This window comes from Kibdelosporangium philippinense (assembly GCF_021390435.2).
Lineage (GTDB): Bacteria > Actinomycetota > Actinomycetes > Mycobacteriales > Pseudonocardiaceae > Kibdelosporangium > Kibdelosporangium philippinense.
In genome coordinates, this window is the sequence record NZ_JAJVCN010000001.1 from 1,149,250 (window position 1) to 1,168,807 (window position 19,558).

Below are 19,558 nucleotides of genomic sequence, written 5' to 3' on the forward strand. Positions count from 1 at the left end.
GTCACCCGGCAGGTGACGAACCTGATGGCATGACCAACGACTCTGAACTGCCGGACTACGCGCCGGTACCGTCATCCGCGCTGGGACCCGCCGTCAACGAGCAGGGCTACTTCGTAGGGCGCGTCGAGAAGAACCTCTACTGGGTCACCGACAGCGGCTATCAAGCGGCGTTCATGACCACGCGTGACGGCGTGGTGTTGTTCGACGCGCCACCGACCATCGGGCACAACCTGAAGCGCGCCATCGACGAGATCGCCTCGGCCAACGGCGTGTCCAACAAGGTGACGCACATCGTCTACTCGCATCACCATGCCGACCACATTGGAGCTTCGTCACTGTTCGGCCGTGACGTGGTGCGGGTCGGCCACGCCGAGACCAAGCGGCTGCTGCAACGCGCCAACGACCCGGCGCGACCGGTACCCGACGTCACCTTCGAGCAGAACCACACGCTGGACATCGGCGGGGAACGCGTCAACTTGGCCTGGCACGGAACCAACCACACACCGGACAACATCTACATCCACCTGCCCGACCACGACACGCTGATGCTCATTGACGTCGTCGTGCCTGGCTGGGGGTCGTTCGCCGCCTTCAACGTCAACGCGGACGTCCCCGGCTCCATCGCGGCCCCGGCCGAGGCCCTTTCCTACGACTGGAAGCACTTCATCGGCGGCCATCTCGGCCGGTTGGGCACGCGCGATGACGTTGTCCTGCACCAGGAGTACATCGCCGACATCGCCGAAAGCGCGCGGAAGACGCTGGCCACAGTGGACCCGATGCCGTTCTACGCCAAGTACGGCAACAACATCTGGGCCGCGGTCAAGGCCTACCTGGACACGGCGGCCGAGCACGCGGCAGCGCCGGTGGTCAAGAAGTACACCGGGGTGCTCGCGGCCGCCGACGTCTTCATCGTCAGCACCGCGTTCGTCATCCTCGAGTCGCTGCGTCTCGACCAAGGAGTGGAGCTACCGATGCACCCATAACGCACGAAGACGTACTTCTATTTGAGGACGGCCATGATCGAGGCGATCGTCTACGACGGAGTCGATCACGGCGGGACACGCGGAACGATCTCGATCGAGGGATCCGGGCCGCAGCGGGGGTCGTCGTGAATGGCTCCTGTCGCGCATACCACACCTGTTGCCCACTTTGATGCCGTGAAGGTCACCTTGACGGCGTTCAACGCCGCTAACTCGGCCCTCGCGAACAGTTTCGGGCGTGACGAGCGCTAGGGACATGCCTGGTTCGGGGTCACTCGGACCACCTCGGATTGATCCTGGCTAGCGGAGACGGGCTCCGCCGAACAAACGCGGCAACCTTCCGAGACACCCCACCAGTCCCGCCTGACTTTCCTCGATCAGGCCTCCAAAGCCCACATCAGGGTCAAGGAGGCGTCGGTGCGCGGCAGCATCCGGTGCGTGCCATACGAACGCAGGTGGTAGGTCAGCGGTTCGCCGCCGGAGGTGTCCGCGCCCCGGACGAGTCCGAACAGGACAGTGTGGTCCCCGCCATCGACTTCCTGCCAGACGTCGCACGCCACCCAGCCGGGTGCCCCGGTCAGCCGTGGCAAGCCTTCGTCCATCATCCACGGCACGCCCGCGAACTTCTCACTGGGTCGCCGCCGGGTGGCGAACCCGGTGGCGAGCCGGGAATGCGCGCTGCCGAGGATGTTGAGGCCGAATCGGCCGGACGACCGGATCGCAGGCAGCAGCCCGGAGGTCCGGAACAATGAGACCAGGACCATCGGCGGTTCCATGGACAGTGAAGCGAAAGCGCTCACCGTGCTGCCGTACGGCTGGCCGTCGGCGACCGTGGTGACGACCGAGACCGGCGTGGCCACCTGGGCCATCGCCTCGCGGAACTGGTTCTGCAGTTCGGTTGGCATGGTGTCTCCTTTAGAGGGCATCTGATCTTGGTTGGGGCGATATGTCTGTGTCGGGTGACGGCTGATACCTTGATCAACTTGTGGGGTCCCGGCGTGCGTACCGCAGCGACTTGTCCGATGCTCGCTGGGCGTTGATCGAGCCAACGCTGACGGCGTGGCGTGCTGCCCGGCGTGGGCCGGGAACCGTGATGCGCGTGCATGACTTGCGGGAGATCGTGAACGCGATCCTGTACGTGTGCCGGACCGGGATCGCCTGGGAGTATCTGCCGCACGACTTCCCGCCCTGCAAGACGGTTTATGACTACTACGCCAAGTGGGAAGCCGATGGCACAACGGAAACGCTGCATGACCTGTTGCGTGACCAAGTCCGCGTCGCGAAAGGCCGCGCTGCTGCCCCGACGGCGGCGATCATCGACTCGCAGAGCGTGAAAACCTCCTGCAATGTCAGCGAATCCAGTCAGGGTATCGACGCGGGCAAGAAGATCAAGGGCCGCAAACGGCACATCGCCACCGATGTGCTCGGCCTGCTGCTGGCGGTAATCGTGACCGCGGCGTCGGTGCAGGATTCCGCTGGCGGGCAACAGGTTCTCGATCATCTCGCCGCTGCGCATCCGACCGTGTCGGCGGCATGGGTGGACGGTGGCTACAACAACACAGTCATCCGTCATGGAGCCCAGCGGGGTATCCGGGTTGAGGTCGTCAAACGCCCTTCTGCCAAGGGATTCCACGTGTTGCCCCGGCGGTGGGTAGTGGAGCGCAGTCTGGGCTGGCTGATGCAACACCGCCGACTCGCGCGCGACTACGAAGCCCTGCCCCAGCGGTCGCGCACGATGGTCCACTGGGCGATGACTAACATAATGAGCCGCACCCTGACCGGGGAATCCACCCAAACCTGGCGAAACGATCCACCCAAAGCAGACATTCTTGCCTAACTAAGATCAGATGCCCTCTTAGAGTTCCTAACAGAAGGTTTTGACGTGTCGGTAGCAGATCACGCATGTGGCCAGACCGAGGAACGCCTCGTGGATGTCGGCGCGGCGTTCCCATCGGATACGCAGGCGCCGCATCCCGTGGTACCACGCGATTGTGCGCTCCACGACCCACCTGATCGCGCCGAGCCCGGAGCCGTGTTCCCTTCCACGCTCGGCGATCTGTGGGTCGATGCCCATACCGCGCAACTCACCACGGTGTTGGGCAGAGTCATAGGCGCGGTCGGCGTAGAGCTCGTCGGGGCGGCGGCGAGGACGCCCGCGCCTGCCCCGCACTGGCGGGATTGCCTCGACCAGCGGGAGGAGTTGAGTGACGTCATTGACGTTGCCACCGGTCAGGCCGACGGCCAGCGGGATGCCGCCGCCCTCGGTGATCACGTGGTGCTTGGAGCCTGGCCGGGCGCGATCGACCGGGCTCGGCCCGCTTTTGGGCCGCGGCGCGCCGCCCGCGCGTGCGAGCTGTCGATCACCGCTCGCGACCAGTCCAGCCTCCCGGCCGCGTTCAGCTCGGCCAAAAGCGCCTCGTGCAGCCGTTGCCACACCCCGGCATCGTTCCACTCCGCCAGGCGCCGCCAGCAGGTCATCCCTGACCCGAACCCCAGCTCCTGGGGCAGGAACTCCCACTGGATACCGGTGTGCAGCACGAACAAGATGCCTTGCAGGACGAGACGATCCGGCAGCCGCTTGGGGCCTGGCCGGGACAACGCGTACTCCCAGCGCGGCAACAGTGGCTCGATTCGTTCCCACAGGTCGTCGGGGACGATCCATGGCGGCTGCTCACCTTTCCTCACTCGTTTCATGATCAACGATCACGAACCTTCAGGCACCACAAGTGATCAACTTGTTAGGAACTCTTAGAGGGCATCTGATCTTAGTTAGGCAAGAATGTCTGCTTTGGGTGGATCGTTTCGCCAGGTTTGGGTGGATTCCCCGGTCAGGGTGCGGCTCATTATGTTAGTCATCGCCCAGTGGACCATCGTGCGCGACCGCTGGGGCAGGGCTTCGTAGTCGCGCGCGAGTCGGCGGTGTTGCATCAGCCAGCCCAGACTGCGCTCCACTACCCACCGCCGGGGCAACACGTGGAATCCCTTGGCAGAAGGGCGTTTGACGACCTCAACCCGGATACCCCGCTGGGCTCCATGACGGATGACTGTGTTGTTGTAGCCACCGTCCACCCATGCCGCCGACACGGTCGGATGCGCAGCGGCGAGATGATCGAGAACCTGTTGCCCGCCAGCGGAATCCTGCACCGACGCCGCGGTCACGATTACCGCCAGCAGCAGGCCGAGCACATCGGTGGCGATGTGCCGTTTGCGGCCCTTGATCTTCTTGCCCGCGTCGATACCCTGACTGGATTCGCTGACATTGCAGGAGGTTTTCACGCTCTGCGAGTCGATGATCGCCGCCGTCGGGGCAGCAGCGCGGCCTTTCGCGACGCGGACTTGGTCACGCAACAGGTCATGCAGCGTTTCCGTTGTGCCATCGGCTTCCCACTTGGCGTAGTAGTCATAAACCGTCTTGCAGGGCGGGAAGTCGTGCGGCAGATACTCCCAGGCGATCCCGGTCCGGCACACGTACAGGATCGCGTTCACGATCTCCCGCAAGTCATGCACGCGCATCACGGTTCCCGGCCCACGCCGGGCAGCACGCCACGCCGTCAGCGTTGGCTCGATCAACGCCCAGCGAGCATCGGACAAGTCGCTGCGGTACGCACGCCGGGACCCCACAAGTTGATCAAGGTATCAGCCGTCACCCGACACAGACATATCGCCCCAACCAAGATCAGATGCCCTCTTAGGTCATGGCGGGATTGCCCTGCCCTGCCTCATAACGGCGGCGGGCCTGGTCGTCGATCTCGGTCCATGGACTGTCCGGTGCGGTGCCCCGGATCCAGTCCCGTGCACGGGAAACTGCCTCGCGCAAGGCGGGCAGGTCGACGTTGAGCGGAACACCTTCACGCACAACGGGAACGCCGCCGACATAGACCGCTTTGATGTCCCTGGCTGTGCTTTGGAAAACGACGTGGTCGGCCGCGTCCGCGTCGCCGAGTCCGAACGGGCCAGTCCAGATCACGAGAAGATCGGCCAGCTTGCCGGGCGTGAGGCTCCCGATCTCCGCGCCCATCCCCAACGCCTTCGCGCCGCCGATGGTCGCCATCCGCAGCAGCCGTCGGGCGTCGAGACGCGGCCGCTCGCCAGTCTGTGCGGCGAGCAGATGTTCCAGCGCGTGACTCGTGCGCAGCTGGCTGAGCATGCTGCCGTTGAACGCGGCGGGCACGTCCGTTCCGAACACTACTGGGACACCGTGCCGCAGCGCCCGGCCGACGATCGGGTTGACGCCCATCTGCGCGGCCTCGGTTTCCGGCGTCGCCACAACGAAACCGCCCTGTGATGACAGGGAATCCAGTTCCTCGTCGCTGATTTGGCCACAGTGGACCCAGAGGATGTCTGGACCGGGCAAGGACTGACTCACCTGGTTGGGCAGGTTCGAATGCAAGGACGCCCGTAGGCCCAACGCGCGGACTGCACGCACCTCGGCCGCGTGCTGTTCGGGTGAGACATGGTCGATGTTGTTGAGTGCAACCGCGACTCGCACTCTTTCGTCCCTTGTGGACAGATCTTGTAGGGTCGCGATGTGGTCTTGGAGGCTGCGGTCGTATTGCGGGCCGGCTTCGGGCCGGGCACGCAGACTGTAGCCGAACAGGGCGCGGATTCCGGACTCGGTCAGGCCGTTGATGGCCGCCTCGGCGTGCTCCTCGGAGCTGACTGTGTGGCAGAAATCGAAGGCGGTCGTGACGCCGTGGGTGAGCAGTTCGGTGGCGCCTGCCAGTTCGGCGGTTCGCAGATCCGGCGGGCGGATCCGGCCGGACAGTGGATGGACAAGGCCGAAGTACTCGCGGCCCCAGCACCCCGAGGCGATGCCGCGGATCAGCGACTGCCAGACGTGCACGTGACAGTCGACCAGGCCGGGCAGCACGATGTGATCCCGGTAGTCGACGACTTCGTCCGCCACCGTGGTGATCCGGGGTGCGACTTCGGCGATCCGGCCGTCCGCGATCAGCACATCGCCGTCGAATTCACCGGCGGAATCGTCCATGCTGAGAATTCGGGCGCCGCGCAGCAGGAGTTTTCCGGACATTTGATCCTCGCTGGATTGTGGCCTAGATTGGCTGTCCATGAATCCCGAACCCGCATTCGAAGTGATCGGCGATACTGAGCGTATTTACGGTCTCAGCGGCCTGCCCTTTGTGCCTGCTGTCCGCGTTCCCGCTGGTCGTGACCTAGTGTTTTTATCCGGCGTGCTCGGTGGGGCGACCCCGGATGACGATGCGTCCGACATTCGTTCCGAAACGCACAGGTTGTTTCGGAATATGGCACGCGTGCTCGCTGAAGCGGGCGCGGAGTTTACCGATATCGTGTCGGTGACCAAATTCCTGGTCGACATCGAACGGGACAATTCCGCGGTTGTCGAGGTGATGCGGCAGTATTTCCCGGTGTTTCCAACCCAGGTGTTTCATGTGATCCCGGGATGATCTTGTGTTGAGTCTGGTTGATCTCGCGGCGAGCGATTCGAGAGATAGGCGCGAGCATGCCGCCGACCTGCTGTCGTGTCGGCCGCTCCGGGGTCTTTCGGGTCGTCGGGACAGGGTGGACGGGTCAGGTGAACGCGGCACGGATCCTCAACCACGCCTCGGCGATGGCATCGGCGTATTTCCAGGTCCGGTCGATACGGAGGCGGACCTGCCGGGCGCTGCGGGTGATGCGGGCGGCCACGTGCAACACCAGATTGCGGAAGGTGGCGATCTCGGCATGCGCCAACTCCGGTGTGCCGGTGAACCCGAGCAGTTTGGCCCAGCACACCAGATCCGTGGCTGCCAGCAGGGTTTCCAGCCAGGCGACGTTCTCATCCCACCCCCGGCAGGGAAGGTTACGCAGCCCGGCGGCTTTGCCTTCCCGGATGCGGTCTTCGACCCGGGCGTGCTGGCGGTGGTCAAGCTCCAGCCCGGCGTTCTGACCGGGGATCACCCGCTCGGGAATGTCGGTGATGAACGCGGTGATCCGGTGCCCGTCGACGTCGGTGAACCGCAACTGCGCACCGGGATGGGGACGTTCGGCGCGCAGCAGCACCCGGGAGCCTTCCGGCCAGGCTGTCAGGTCCAGCAGGCCGGTGACCTCGGCGACCCAGGCGCCGTCCCGGATCCCGCCATCCGACTCGATCGCGGATTGCCAGCACTGGTCGGGCACCTCATCCACGATGGCCTGGATGCGGGCGTCCACGGGGAACCCGAAGGAGAACCACACCCCACGATCCCGGCACGCCGTCGCGAAGGCGTGGGTGGCGCCGGCGGAGTCCGAGCGGGCCACCACCCGCACCGTGTCCGGGTCACCCGGCCGAGGCCGGGCGTGCTCGGGCAGGGCGGCCAACGCCTGCTCCAGCACGGTGACATGATCGGCGGCGGTGTTGCTGCCCGCGTTGCCCGGACGCAGCAACCCGGCCAGGGCCTCGCCGCCGGAGACCTCCGGGCGGTCCAGAAACGCCAGCAACGGGTGAAACCCGAACGTGCGTTTCCAGGTTTTCGCCGCGTTTTGCTTGGTCTCCGCGTGCGAGATCGTGACTGTGGCGTCGAAATCGATCCGCAGCAGCTGTGTCAGGTCCGGGGTGGCGCCGGCGGCCCAGGCCCGTTCCCGTGCCGCTGCCCGCGCGGCACGCACCCTGGACAGATGGGCCGGGTCAACGCGGTCCAGCATCCGCCAGGTGGTCGGCATCGACGCGACCGGCCCGCATACCTCGTGCCGGTCGCCGAACACCTCGATGTGGGAGACACAGTCGCCGCCATCTGCGATCGCGACCGCCAGGTCGGTGAACACCCGGCCTGGCGCGTGCTGCCACCGTCCGGCATAGGTGTCGGCCAGCGCAGTGCTGATCCCGCTCACCAGCCCGGTATCCCAGGCCAGTTCCCGCAGCATTCCGACCCCGGCATGCGACACGACACCCGTACCGTCCGCGCTGACCTTGACCCGGCGGGACCGTTCGATACGCTTCATCCGCGAAGTGCCTTCCCGTTCGAGAACCTGGACCCTAGACAAGTCCCAGTTTCCCTTACAGGGCAGGCACTTCGTTCTATCTACGGCTCGTGTCGCGGCTATCCGCGTGAAACACCTGGGCCAACTTCGACCACCGTCGAGGTCGCCCGGCTGGTGCCTGCCGGGTTACGGTTGGAGGTGAGCGCGATCGCCGTACTGCCGTCCCGGTGAAGTGAGTTCTGGTTCCCGGGGGTGCCCGGGAACCAGGCGAGCCGGTCACGCGCTCATCCGCGCGCTGATCACCCGGGCGGCCTCGGTCACCGCGGCGCGGGCGGACGGGGTGAACGCGTTTGCTGGGCCTGCTACCGAAACGCCGCCGAGCGGCCGATTGCGACCGTCCACAATGGCGGCGGCGAGCGACATGCGGTTACCAGGCAATGCCTGTGCCGACAGATGTCCGTCACGCCTTGCCTGGTACAGCTCGTCGTGCAGCGCGCTCAGGTCCGGCTGGGGTACGCCACGTTCGGCGCAGCACCGGGCCACCTGTTCGGCGACTTCCCTGAAGGGCAACCAGGATAACGCCGCCTTGCCGCAAGTGGTCAGGTGTGCGGGCACTCGTCGTCCGATCTCGGACTTGCGGGGACCGGAGTTGCGAGCGAGGTACACGACCCAGCCCTGGGTGAACTGACCGAGATGAGCTTCCTGCGCAGGCGTGCGGACAAGACGGTCGAGCACTCCACCGGCTGCTCGGACCAGGCTGGTGCGGCGGACGGCGTGCCCGCCGAGTTCGAGGGCGAGCGGCCCGAGCTGGTAGCCCTCGTCGGATGTCCGCAACATTCCTGCTGTGACAAGGGTTCGGCACAGTTCGTGCGCGGTGCTGCGCGGGATGCCCGTGCGCTCGGCGACCTGCCGTACGGACAGCACGCCGACGCTGGGGCTGAAGGCGCGCAACACGGTGCACGCCTTCAGCACCGAGGCCACTCCACGCTGAGTGGTGTCGTTGCTCACCCGGCCAACATAAGCGCCGTACGCTGGGCGTCCACGCTTCTGTCCGGCCAAGCCGGACGCCGGTGACGACAGCCATCATGGTGCTACTGAGAGTCACTTTCCGGTCTGCAATCGATTGCTTTCGCTTGCGCCGTAGAGTGTCCGACACTGCTGGACAGAAGGGAGAAAGAAGAGTGCAAAGGATTGCCGCCAGCTGGATCGTGAGCTGATACTCGCCGTCATGAGCACTTCACTCCACGACGAGCTGGTCGGGCGCGCCGCGGCGTTGCGGGGCCAGCTTCAGCAGGACGCCGCCGACCACGACCGGGACCGCCGCCTCACCGATCGAACGGTGACGGCTTTGCGAGACAACGGAATGCTGCGGCTCCTGGTGCCCAAGGCGCTAGGCGGTCATCAGGTCGGCATGCGCACATTCGTCGACGTGACGGCCGAACTGGGCCGCGGTTGCACGTCGACGGCCTGGGTCACCGCCGTGGTCAACACCGGCAACTTCCTCATCGGACTGTTCACGGAGCGGGCGCGCAAGGAAGTCTGGAGCGATAACCCGAGTGCTTGTGCCGCAGGCATTCTCGCGCCGACAGCGACCGTGGAACCGGTGGCCGGTGGCATCAAGGTGTCTGGAAAGTGGCCCTACGCGTCGGGTTCGCAGATCTGCGACTGGGCCGTGGTTGGTGTCCCGCACGGTGAAGTTTCCCTCGCACTGCTGCCGATGAGCGAACTGACCGTCGAGGACACATGGCATGTCATGGGAATGCGTGGCACTGCGAGCAACACCATTGTGGCGCAGGGCGTTTTCGTCCCCGATCATCGGTTGCTGCCGCTCGGTCCGGTGATGGGCGGCGCGAACGCCACCGAGTTCCCCAGCGAGCCGCTCTACCGGACCAGCGTGACCGGCGTTCTGCTGTTGTCCTTGCTTGGCGCGCAATTGGGCACGGCCGTCACCGCTCGGGACTTCGTCGTCGAGAAGGCGCCGAAGCGGGCGATCAGCACCACGTCCTACCCGGCACAGACGCAGTCCGTTGCGTTCCAGATGGACGTCGCGCACGCGACGGCCAAGATCGACACCGCGCACTTGCACGTCCACCGGATCGCCGAGATGCTCGACGATCACGCCAGGCGTGGTGTGCTGCCGGACCTGACCACGCGCTCGCGCACCCGGATGGACGCCGCCTACGCGAGCCTGCAGGTCAAGGAGGCGGTTGACCTGCTGGTGTCCGCGCACGGGACCGCGTCCTTCGCGGATTTCAGCCCGCTGCAACGGATCTTCCGGGACGTCAACGTCGCCAGCAGGCACGCGGGCACCGGAATCCGGATCCCGCAAGAGATCTACGGCCGGGCCCTGCTCGGACTCGACCCCTACGTCGTCAGTACTCTGATCTGAAAGAGGCGCCCCCATGACAGATCCGTCCGCGCTCAACGTCCTGGCGATCTGCGGCAGCCTGCGTGCCGGGTCGTTCAACGCGGGCCTGGTGCGTGCCCTGACCGCCGACGCGCCGCCCGCGATGAAGATCGACGTCCTGGACGCATGGCACGAGCTGCCACCGTTGAACAACGACCTCGTCGTCGGAGGCGTGTTACCAGGCCCAGTCCAGCACATCAGCGACCGGATCCGGGCCGCAGACGCGGTGATCATCGCGACGCCCGAATACTGCTACGGAGTGCCGGGAACGTTGAAGAACCTGCTGGACTGGATGTCGTTTCCGCCCCCGGTCAACTGTTTCCGGTTCAAGCCGGTCGGAGTGCTCGGTGCCTCCGCGGGCGCGTTCGGGACAGTGCGCGCGCAGCTCGCGCTCCGGCAGACGCTGATGTTCCTCGATGCCACCGTGATGACCAAACCCGAGGTCTACGTGACCGATGCCGCGTCGAAGTACGACAGTGGTGTGCTGGCCGATCAGCCGACCATCAAGCTGTTGCGGCATTTCCTCGACAGCTTTGAGGAGTTCGTACGGGTGTGCCAGGCTCGCGGACTCGACCCGGCGACGCGTGAGTTCCTGTTCACGTAACGGCTTGTTGGGGCCCTCCCACGATTCCCGGCACCATCGTCCGTGCCGCGTTCCTCGACCGCGAGGCGGGCTGCGCTCAGTGAAGGGAGGCGTCGGCGTCCGAAGTGCGTACTCGCTCACATCGCGATCGCCGAGGTCAAACCCGGATGGTCACATTTTCGACCAGTGAAGGTACCTGGAGTCGGGGTCGCTGAACTCCAGGCTGTTTTCGTCGAGACCGTTGGAGATGGTCACTTGTCCGTCAGCGAATGCGAAGCTAACGGCGACCATGCCGTCGGCCATGTCCCCACCGACGTATTCGAGCAGGTCGACCGCCTGGAGTCGTTGGCCTTGCAGAGCGGCCAACTCCGCTTGGGCATCGTGCCGCCAAGCGAGCTGTGAGGCGCGGTCGTCGGGATGACCCCAGTCGCCGTAGGTCCAGGCCGGCTGTCCCTCTGGGTCGACGGTATTCCAAGTGATGGACAGGTCGTCGAACTTCTGATGGTTGATCTCGACCTGCTCGTGGTCGAAGTCCAGCAGGACTGGGCCGTCGGCGATCCACTCGTCGGCGTCAAGGTCCCAGAGCAGCCAGGCGTGGCTCAGGTGGCGGCCGACCATTGAATGAAGCCGCGGGCCATGCGCGACGGCAATCGCCGACAAGCCGTTGAGCCATTGAGGCTGGTGGCCCTGGATATCGAAGTAGGACACCCGAGGATTGTCCGTGACCCGGTGCACTCAGGCGTCGGGTTTTCGAGGTCTTGCTGCGAATCCATAGGCCGCGTGGCAAGAGTGTGCCAGTGGCCACGCATCACGGACTGGCTACATTCTCCGTTCGTCTACATCGCACTTGACGAACAGTGCTGGTAGTGAGTTCGAACACTAGTCGGCGAAGTCGTGACAAACCCGAGAGGGTGCGAACCGTCGGCTTGTCTATGACCAAGGTTGGTCACAACCTTCGTGGTGCGCGCACTATGCTGAAGCCCTCACAACCGGAGGGACGTTTTGATGATCACGCGGATCATGGCTCTGCTTGCGGTGATCGGCTTGGTCACGCCGAGTTCAGTTCACGCCCGGCCACCGCTGATGGAGATACAAAGCCTGGATGGCAGCGGGAACAACCTTGTTCATCCCGACTGGGGCAAAGCCGGTACGCCGTATAGCCGTCTCGCACCGGCCCGCTACGCCGACGGCATAGGCGCCGAAGTGACCGGACCAGCCCCTCGGTACATCAGCAACCGGATCTTCAACGACACTGGGCAGCCGCTGTTCTCCAGCAGGCACACCAGCCAGTGGATCGTCGCGTGGGGGCAGTTCGTCGACCACACCTTCGCACTTCGAGCCGACTCGGATAAACGCGAGGGCATCACGTTCGACAACGCCGACCCGATGGAGTCCTTCCATTCGGACGCACCATCAATTCCCTTCGCGCGCAGCCGGTACACCGGCGGTGAGACGACTCCGCGAGAACAGATCAACACGCTCAACTCGTACATCGACGCCTATGCCGTCTATGGCGACGACAACCGGCGTCTGGAATGGATGCGCGAAGGTCCGGTCGACGGCAACATGGCCAACAACTCGGCCAAACTATTGCTGTCAAATGGGTTTCTCCCGCGACGCACCTTCCGCGGTGACCCCGATTCCGCGCCGGTGATGGACAACACGACCGTGGAAGGATTGGACCGCCTCGCCGTCGCGGGTGACTTCCGGGCGAACGAGAACACCGGCCTGCTCGCCGTGCAGACGCTGTTTGCCAGGGAGCACAACAGAATCGTTGACCTGCTGCCGAAAGGGCTGTCCGAGGAGGAGAAGTTCCAGATCGCCAGGCGGGTCGTGATCGCGACCCAGCAGTACATCACGTACAACGAGTTCCTGCCGACGCTGGGTATCCGGCTCCCGGGGTATCGCGGCTACAACCCAGCGGTCAACCCGAGTCTGGCGACGGAATTCGCCACGGCCGCCTACCGAATCCACAGCATGGTGCCCAGTGACTTCACGGTCGAAGCCGAAGCGGGCAAGTACTCCGAAGCCCAGCTGAACGCGTGGCGCGCACAAGGTGTGACCGTGGCTCGGCAAGGCACTCGGATCAGGCTCGGCGTTCCGCCGTCGCTGGTCATGTTCAACCCGGACCTCGTCGAGCAACTGGACCTCGGCCCCATTCTAGTGGGGCTCAACAAACCCGTGCAGCGCCGCAACGACGAGATGATCGACAACCTGCTCCGCAGCCTGCCGATCTCGCTTGGCCCAACCACCGTGATCTTCGACATCACGTCGATCGACATTCAACGCGGTCGCGACCATGGTCTGCCCAGCTACAACGACCTGCGTCGGGCCGTCGGACTGCCTGCGAAGCCGGACTTCCGTTCCATCACGGGCGAGGCGACCGAAGCGTTCCCCACCGACCCGTTGCTCACCCCTGGCAAGGAGATCGACGATCCCAACAGCCTCGACTTCCTGAGCCTGCGTGACATCAACGGCAAACCCATCCCGCTGACCAGTCCCGAGGCCAAGACGTCCGCGGTCGCAGGCCAGCGGCGCACCACGACAGCCGCGCGCCTCAAGGCGATCTACGGTGACGTGTCCACAGTGGATGCTTTCGTCGGCATGATCTCCGAGCCGTTGGTGCCGGGCACCGAGTTCGGCGAACTGCAGCTGGCCATCTGGCAACGCCAGTTCGGCGCGTTGCGCGACGGCGACCGGTTCTTCTACCTCAACGATCCGGCGCTTGCGATGATCCGCGCGAAGTTCGGCATTGACTACCGCCGCTCACTCGGCGACGTGATCGCCGCGAACACCGGGATCCGACGCTCGCAGCTCACGTCGAACGTCTTCCTGACGAGTGGCTCGTCTTAAATCGTTGACCAATGTTGATGCCGTGAAGGCCACCTTGACGGCGTTCAACGCGCCTAACTCGGCCCTCGCGAACAGTCGCGGGCGTGACCGGCGCCGGACGACGCGGGAGGCGGCCCTCCCGCCAGGGAATGCCTCATTCGGGGTCACTCGGACCACCTCGGATTGATCCTGGCCAGCGGAGACCGGCTCCGCCGGATAAACGCGGCAACCTTACGAGACAAGCACTAGGTAGTCGGTCATTCCGTACGAATGACTTCGAGGTCAAAGAGCGAATAGCTCCACTGCGTGGCACAGGCCCGATGTCCAGCGATCGTCCGACGCATGGATGGATAGCTGGAGGCCAGTCGGGGCCAACCTTGACAACGCCGACTCCCTTCAGCTGACTCTGCCATTCGACGAAGACATCGGCAGTGCGCTCGACACAGTGCTGGATAACGTGCACGACAAAGTTCGGTTCGTCGGCGGTGACGCGCGCGGTTCTGTTTGGCCGTGATCCGGGAATTTCGTGCTGCTGTTACCGGCGCGAAGCCGAATTGAATGGACGAAAATACCGACAATGCGATATTCCGTCACTGTCCGCCTATTGGGCGATTTCTGGCCATTCCGCAAGCGTAACGTGAGCTTATCCGGATCGCGGTCAATGGTCAGAGTGTCACAGCGTGGTTGCTCTGAGCCTTGATGGGAAGCCGTTTACCAGGCATTTCGCACTGAACGTTTCTCGCGCCGCGCCTGCGGGCGGTTGCGACTACGCGTCGTCGTTCATGGGGTGGGGCTGCTCCAGGTGCTTGGGTACGAACTTTCGGGTGGTTCACAAATTAATCGGCACAGTGCAGAATCCCGGGCACTGAGTGATCATTAGGAAAATGAGAGGGACTGTGGCCGTGAAAAGAATCGTGGTGACGGTTGTCGCCGCCGGTCTGGCGCTGTCCGGCGCGAGCGTGGTGAACGCCGCCCCGAAATCGCCAGGTTTTCAGCCGAAACCGATCTCATGGGGTCAGTGCGCCGACGCTCGGCTGCAGGGAATCGGCGCCCTGTGTGGCCTGCTGGAGGTGCCGCTCGACTACGCGAAGCCGGACGGCAAGAAGATCAAGATCGCTGTCTCGCGGCTTAAGCACAAGGTGCCGGACGGTCAGTACCAGGGATCGCTGCTGGTCAACCCGGGCGGACCGGGTGCCTCAGGGCTCACCATGCCGCTTTTGGCACCGCGCGTCCCGAACGGCGTCGGCGACGCGTACGACTGGATCGGCTTCGACCCGCGCGGTGTCGGATCGAGCGAGCCGCAGGTGTCCTGTGACAGCACCTACTTCGCGCCCGTCCGGCCAGCCTACGTGCCAGACAACCGCGGAATCGAACAGGCATGGCTCAAGCGCGCCAAGGACTACGCCAACGCATGCACCGCCAAGAACGGCGAGTTGCTCAACCACCTCAAGACGACCGACACCGCCAACGACATGGAGAGCATCCGCAAAGCACTGGGCCAGGAGAAGATCAACTACTACGGCTTCTCCTACGGCACCTACCTCGGCCAGGTGTACAGCACGCTGTTTCCTGACCGGGTGCGCCGGATGGTCTTCGACAGCGCGATCGACCCGCGTGGCGTCTGGTACGACGGGAACCTCGACCAGGACATCGGGTTCAACAGGAGCATCAAGATCTTCTTCGACTGGGTCGCGAAGAACGAGGCGGTCTACCAGCTGGGCAAGACCGGCGCGGAGGTGGAGAAGGCCTATTACGCCAAGCTGGCCGAGGTGACCAAGAAGCCGAGCGTGATCGGCGCGGCCGAGTGGACCGACGCCTTTATGCAGGCCGGCTACCGCGTTACCCGCTGGGCGGACGTCGCGTCGGCCTTGGCCGCGGCCGTCCACAATGGAGATCTCGCGCCCGCAAAGGCGTTGTCCGAGGTCGCTAACGGTCAAAGCCCCGGCGCGGACAACTTTTACGCCATCTACCTCGCCACCATGTGCACCGACGTGAAATGGCCGAAGAGCTGGGTCAAGTGGCAGATCGACAACTGGTCCACGCACTACCGCGCGCCCTTCAGCACCTGGGGCAACGCCTGGTTCAACGCGCCGTGCCTGAACTGGAGCGGCGACGCGGGCACGCCGGTGAAGATCGACGGCCGCAAGGTGCAGAGCCTGCTGCTGATCACCGAGACCTACGACGCGGGAACGCCTGTGGACAGCGGCCTCGAAGTGCGCAGCCTGTACCCGAACTCGGCATTGATCGAGGGCGTCGGCGGCAGCTCGCACTCCACTTCGCTCAGGGGTGTCGCGTGCACGGACAACGCCATCGCCGACTACCTGGCGACCGGCAAACTCCCCGCACGCAAGGACGGCCGCCAGTCGGACCTGCAGTGTGACCCGCTGCCCGCACCGAACCCCACTATTGCGGCGAAAACGTCCGCCTCGGCGGGTGCCAGCCGCCTGCTGATCCGCGACTGATTTACGCTTCCACCGCAGTGTCCAATACCATCAATCTGCCCGCCGAGGCCACTGTGCTCACTGTCTACCACGCGTGACCGGTGAGTTCTTGGTCGGATTGTCGCTGGTAGTGGGCTTGTTGGGCTCGATAATTGGTGTTGTCGCCGCCATCTGGACCAGGCCTCGGTGTCTACGACGGTACGGGCTGGTTCGACCACGAGTCTGATGTAGGGGCGCCTGAGCTCGTTGAGTGTCAACGAGCTCAGGCCTTCAACGGTCGAGGCGGCGCGGATCTGGCAGCGCTCACGGCTAGGAAGGCGTAGGCGATGGCCTGTTGACGGCGCAGGGCCGGGACATTGGTGTCCTTGTCAGTGTTGCTTGTCGGCAGCAGCCGGATCAGCGCGATTACGCCGGTAGGGGCGGGGTAGGGGAGTCGCGGCACGACGACGCATCCTGGTGCGTGCGCTACTGGCGATACCCAGTGGTGTAGAAGTCGCATGTCAGTGTCTGTGGATGTGGTTTTCGGCACTCACAGGATTATGTATTCCAGGGTCCTGACGGCGTAGTCCGCACCCGCTCAGTTTCCGGTTGCGCACACAGGCATTGCTCGCAAGCGGCGACAAAGGTGCGGATCTCCGTGCGCTTGTCGCCGATCCGCCACACCACCGCCAGTTCGGCTGGCGGCAAACTGTGGACCGGGCGCGACGCGATGTCCGTGCGTTTTGGCTCTCGGCATTGCCCGCCGCCAACAGCGTGATTCCGAGGCCGGAGGCGACAGCTTCGAATGCTTCCTCGGCGGTCCGCACTTCGGCGGCGACCCGGCGTTCGATGTTACCGAGCCAGAATTCGCGCTGCGCACCAGCCGATTCCGGCAGTGCGACAAAGGGTTCACTGGCGAGCTCAACGGCGGCGTGGGCATCGTGTTCGCTGATGCCCGGCGCGTAATCGCCACGCTCGCCCTCGATCTCGACGCCACCGGCCGCATCGCCGCCATCCACAACGTCGCCAACCCCGACAAGCTTGGCGCCGTCACCGCCAGGGTCGTCCGAGAGGTCTCAGGTCACTGCGCTCAACACGGCGAAGGCGGATGTCAGCGGAAGTCCTCAACGTGATCACGCGCCCACACGGCATATGTGCGGCCGGTTTTCCCTGTCGCAAGGCCGAAATCGGGCAGCGGCTTCATGAGGTCGGAGTAGCCCTCGTCGCCGGAGCCTTCGCCGCCGTCGTAGTCGACGAAGCCGAGCGGTAGGTCGGCGCTCTCGGCGGCGAAACCGCCCATCGCTTTGAGGATGTCATGGGCGTCCTCGCGCGTGACCTCCTCGTAGCGCACCTCTTCGCCGAGCGCGTCCGCGATCGCCTGCACCTGGCCGCGCACGGTCCGTGACTCCTTGATCATCGGGCCCCAGATCTGCAGCATGTTCGTCATGAACCCCCCCGGGCCGCACGTGGGTCCACTCGAGCCCGGATTCCTCGACCGCGCGCTCGACGCGGACGTGGTAGTCGACGTCGAAGCCGAGGTCACGGCAGCGGCGGACAGCACGACGATGCGCCGCGCGCCCGCCTGCTTCGCGAGGTCGACGACCTCGGCGGCGGTTTCCGGCTGCGGGAAAGGAAAAGTTTCCGCACCCCTTCTAGCGCGGGTACGGCCGACGCGGGATCCAGGAGGTCACCTTGGCAGACCTCGACGCCCTCAGGCAACCTGGCCTTCGCCTGGTCGCGGGTCAGCGCCCGCACCGACTCGCCCGCCTGCACGAGCTGGCCCACGACGTGCCTGCCGACCAGTCCCGTCGCGCCGGTTACCAAGATCGTCATAGCCCCTACTCCTCGCCTTGTGTGCTGGTCAACCCAAGGTAGAAACAACCTAGGTCACTTTCTGACCGCTATTGACACCGAACGGGAGGTCTTTCGGCCCGCCCACGAGGAAAGTCGGCGGGCCGCAGGTCATGACCTCAAGCGGCAGGCCAGGGCACAGTCGCGGCCGAGCGAGACAAGGCGGGATCGGATGCGCATCAGCGGCTGGCAGGCTACGGACGAGATCAGCCCAGCACGATCATGCTTCAACTGTCCACTGTGGCCTGAATCAGGATTGACAGGCCGAGCAGGCAAGCGGCGTTTCACCGTCGCACACGACGGACAGCCGGGCTGACCACGCGGCTGTGTCAGTTCTCATTGACCACGATGACCGGTTTTCCACCGCCACGGCGTCCCGAATTGAACGCTGCCGGTGCGTCGGCAAGCGGGTACAGCGATCCGACCAGAACGCGCAGACTTCCCTCGCGGACGAGCTTCGCCAGCTCGGCCAGCCGAACTCGGTCCGCTTCGACGACGAAAAAGATCGTGCGGCCGTCGCGTGGCCTGGCCTCTGTGGGTTCGCTGATGGTGACCAGGGTGCCGCCTGCGCGGACCACCCCGGCTGAGCGTTGCAGAATCTCTCCTCCGAACACGTCTAGGACCGCGTCGACTTCGCCGATATCCTCAAGGCGCTCGGTTTCCAGGTCGACGAAGGCGTGGGCGCCCAGATCGAGTGCGGTGTCGCGATTTCCGGCGCGGCCGGTGCCGATGACCCTTGCGCCCGCTTGGTATGCGAGTTGCACCGCGATCGATCCCACGCCGCCCGCTGCGCCGTGGATCAGGACGGTCTGTCCGGGCTTGAGCTGGGCGTGGTCGAACAGTGCCTGCCACGCGGTCAGGCCGGAGATCGGCAGGGCGGCGCCGACGGTGTGGTCGACATCTGCCGGGAGCGGTGCGAGGTTGCGGGCCTCGACGGCGGTGAATTCGGCGAGCGATCCGTCCCGGGTCCAGTCGACGAGCCCGAACACCCGCTGTCCGACCGTGAGTCCGGTGGTGCCGTATCCGAGTTCCGCCACGACGCCGGACACCTCGTGACCGGGCACGCTGGGAGTCCGATCGCGGCCGGCGCGGTTTGTCCAGGTTCCCGGCCAGTCCAGTTCGCCGGGGGTGAAGCCGGCCGCGCACACCCGCACGATGACGTCGTTCTCCGCCGCGTGCGGGTAGGGGTGGTCGGTCAGGGTCAAACCACCGAGACCGGCCGCCTGGTCTTTGACGGTGATGGCTTTCATGTCGAGTCCTTGCGATGTGGGGTCAGCTCGAGTGCTTGCGGGCGCTGGGGTGCCGGAGGTGGTCGCGCGAGACGATCACGCTTCGCCTGCCAGGTCGGTGACCTTCGTGTTTCCGGCAGCCAACATGGCCCACACGCTAACCCGGTTTCGGCTCGGAATCTGGGTCCACTTGGCATCCGGGATCGGGAACCAATCGGCCCAATGCCACTGGTTTAAGAGAGTTCTCGCACTTCAGAGGTGGCCTGCGGGCGTGGGGTGCGAGGTTGATCTTGAGAGGTGCGGGACGCGAGTGGCCCGGCCCGCGAGCACGGCGTACC

The 19,558-nt window shown here is 65.0% G+C and carries 19 protein-coding genes; 8 read left to right on the forward strand and 11 right to left on the reverse strand.

The window, feature by feature from the left end; all coding sequences use genetic code 11:
- Positions 1 to 29: 29 nt before the first annotated feature.
- Positions 30 to 983 carry an MBL fold metallo-hydrolase gene (locus LWC34_RS05330; RefSeq protein WP_233723280.1) on the forward strand — a complete coding sequence of 318 codons (954 nt, stop codon included), beginning with the start codon at positions 30 to 32 and terminating at the stop codon, positions 981 to 983.
- Positions 984 to 1,357: 374 nt separating this feature from the next.
- Here LWC34_RS05330 and LWC34_RS05335 read toward each other — a convergent pair whose 3' ends face one another.
- On the reverse strand, positions 1,358 to 1,885 hold the full coding sequence (locus LWC34_RS05335; protein WP_233723281.1) for a flavin reductase family protein: 528 nt from the start codon (positions 1,883 to 1,885) through the stop codon (positions 1,358 to 1,360).
- Between the two features lie 80 nt (positions 1,886 to 1,965).
- On the opposite strand from LWC34_RS05335, the gene LWC34_RS05340 reads away from it, so the two are divergent.
- Entirely contained in the window at positions 1,966 to 2,817 is an 852-nt protein-coding gene (locus tag LWC34_RS05340) for an IS5 family transposase (RefSeq protein WP_233722595.1), read from the forward strand.
- 27 nt (positions 2,818 to 2,844) lie between these two features.
- On the opposite strand, the gene LWC34_RS05345 is transcribed toward LWC34_RS05340, so the two are convergent.
- The 3 genes from LWC34_RS05345 to LWC34_RS05355 form a co-directional block, all read right to left on the reverse strand.
- Positions 2,845 to 3,674 (reverse strand): IS5 family transposase gene (locus LWC34_RS05345; RefSeq protein ID WP_233723282.1). Its coding sequence is split into 2 segments (ribosomal slippage): positions 2,845 to 3,302 and positions 3,302 to 3,674, totalling 831 coding nucleotides; the frame shifts between segments, so codons are not numbered across the junction.
- 75 nt (positions 3,675 to 3,749) lie between these two features.
- Positions 3,750 to 4,601 (reverse strand): IS5 family transposase, encoded by an 852-nt coding sequence (locus LWC34_RS05350; protein WP_233722595.1) that lies wholly within the window; start codon positions 4,599 to 4,601, stop codon positions 3,750 to 3,752.
- Between the two features lie 67 nt (positions 4,602 to 4,668).
- Positions 4,669 to 6,012 (reverse strand): amidohydrolase family protein, encoded by a 1,344-nt coding sequence (locus LWC34_RS05355; RefSeq protein WP_233723283.1) that lies wholly within the window; start codon positions 6,010 to 6,012, stop codon positions 4,669 to 4,671.
- 37 nt (positions 6,013 to 6,049) lie between these two features.
- Between LWC34_RS05355 and LWC34_RS05360 the strand changes: the two genes are divergently transcribed.
- A complete protein-coding gene (locus LWC34_RS05360; protein WP_233723284.1) occupies positions 6,050 to 6,406 on the forward strand; it encodes a RidA family protein in 357 nt (118 codons plus the stop codon).
- Positions 6,407 to 6,530: 124 nt separating this feature from the next.
- On the opposite strand, the gene LWC34_RS05365 is transcribed toward LWC34_RS05360, so the two are convergent.
- Positions 6,531 to 7,919, reverse strand: a complete 1,389-nt coding sequence (locus LWC34_RS05365) for an IS1380 family transposase (RefSeq protein WP_233723285.1) — start codon at positions 7,917 to 7,919, stop codon at positions 6,531 to 6,533.
- A 255-nt stretch (positions 7,920 to 8,174) separates the two neighbouring features.
- Entirely contained in the window at positions 8,175 to 8,906 is a 732-nt protein-coding gene (locus LWC34_RS05370; protein WP_233723286.1) for an IclR family transcriptional regulator, read from the reverse strand.
- Positions 8,907 to 9,126: 220 nt separating this feature from the next.
- Between LWC34_RS05370 and LWC34_RS05375 the strand changes: the two genes are divergently transcribed.
- On the forward strand, positions 9,127 to 10,287 hold the full coding sequence (locus LWC34_RS05375) for an acyl-CoA dehydrogenase family protein (protein ID WP_233723287.1): 1,161 nt from the start codon (positions 9,127 to 9,129) through the stop codon (positions 10,285 to 10,287).
- A 13-nt stretch (positions 10,288 to 10,300) separates the two neighbouring features.
- On the forward strand, positions 10,301 to 10,909 hold the full coding sequence (locus LWC34_RS05380; RefSeq protein ID WP_233723288.1) for an NAD(P)H-dependent oxidoreductase: 609 nt from the start codon (positions 10,301 to 10,303) through the stop codon (positions 10,907 to 10,909).
- A gap of 150 nt (positions 10,910 to 11,059) precedes the next feature.
- On the opposite strand, the gene LWC34_RS05385 is transcribed toward LWC34_RS05380, so the two are convergent.
- A complete protein-coding gene (locus LWC34_RS05385; protein ID WP_233723289.1) occupies positions 11,060 to 11,596 on the reverse strand; it encodes a hypothetical protein in 537 nt (178 codons plus the stop codon).
- Positions 11,597 to 11,893: 297 nt separating this feature from the next.
- Between LWC34_RS05385 and LWC34_RS05390 the strand changes: the two genes are divergently transcribed.
- Both LWC34_RS05390 and LWC34_RS05395 read left to right on the forward strand, forming a co-directional pair.
- Positions 11,894 to 13,741 (forward strand): peroxidase family protein, encoded by a 1,848-nt coding sequence (locus LWC34_RS05390; RefSeq protein ID WP_233723290.1) that lies wholly within the window; start codon positions 11,894 to 11,896, stop codon positions 13,739 to 13,741.
- Between the two features lie 881 nt (positions 13,742 to 14,622).
- Positions 14,623 to 16,182, forward strand: coding sequence for an alpha/beta fold hydrolase (locus LWC34_RS05395; protein WP_233723291.1), 1,560 nt, complete (start codon positions 14,623 to 14,625; stop codon positions 16,180 to 16,182).
- Between the two features lie 241 nt (positions 16,183 to 16,423).
- Here LWC34_RS05395 and LWC34_RS05400 read toward each other — a convergent pair whose 3' ends face one another.
- On the reverse strand, positions 16,424 to 16,603 hold the full coding sequence (locus tag LWC34_RS05400) for a hypothetical protein (RefSeq protein WP_233723292.1): 180 nt from the start codon (positions 16,601 to 16,603) through the stop codon (positions 16,424 to 16,426).
- Between the two features lie 280 nt (positions 16,604 to 16,883).
- Here LWC34_RS05400 and LWC34_RS05405 point away from each other — a divergent pair, with 280 nt between their 5' ends.
- Positions 16,884 to 17,273, forward strand: coding sequence for a hypothetical protein (locus tag LWC34_RS05405; protein ID WP_233723293.1), 390 nt, complete (start codon positions 16,884 to 16,886; stop codon positions 17,271 to 17,273).
- On the opposite strand, the gene LWC34_RS05410 is transcribed toward LWC34_RS05405, so the two are convergent.
- The 3 genes from LWC34_RS05410 to LWC34_RS05420 all read right to left on the reverse strand — a co-directional run bounded on the left by LWC34_RS05410 (position 17,252) and on the right by LWC34_RS05420 (position 19,241).
- Positions 17,252 to 17,587, reverse strand: coding sequence for a hypothetical protein (locus LWC34_RS05410; protein WP_233723294.1), 336 nt, complete (start codon positions 17,585 to 17,587; stop codon positions 17,252 to 17,254). The two genes, LWC34_RS05405 and LWC34_RS05410, sit on opposite strands and share 22 nt — an antisense overlap.
- Before the next feature lie 92 nt (positions 17,588 to 17,679).
- Positions 17,680 to 17,973: an SDR family oxidoreductase gene (locus LWC34_RS05415; RefSeq protein WP_233723295.1), complete on the reverse strand. Its 294-nt coding sequence runs from the start codon at positions 17,971 to 17,973 to the stop codon at positions 17,680 to 17,682.
- A gap of 347 nt (positions 17,974 to 18,320) precedes the next feature.
- Positions 18,321 to 19,241: an NADP-dependent oxidoreductase gene (locus LWC34_RS05420; RefSeq protein ID WP_233723296.1), complete on the reverse strand. Its 921-nt coding sequence runs from the start codon at positions 19,239 to 19,241 to the stop codon at positions 18,321 to 18,323.
- Positions 19,242 to 19,558 lie beyond the last annotated feature (317 nt).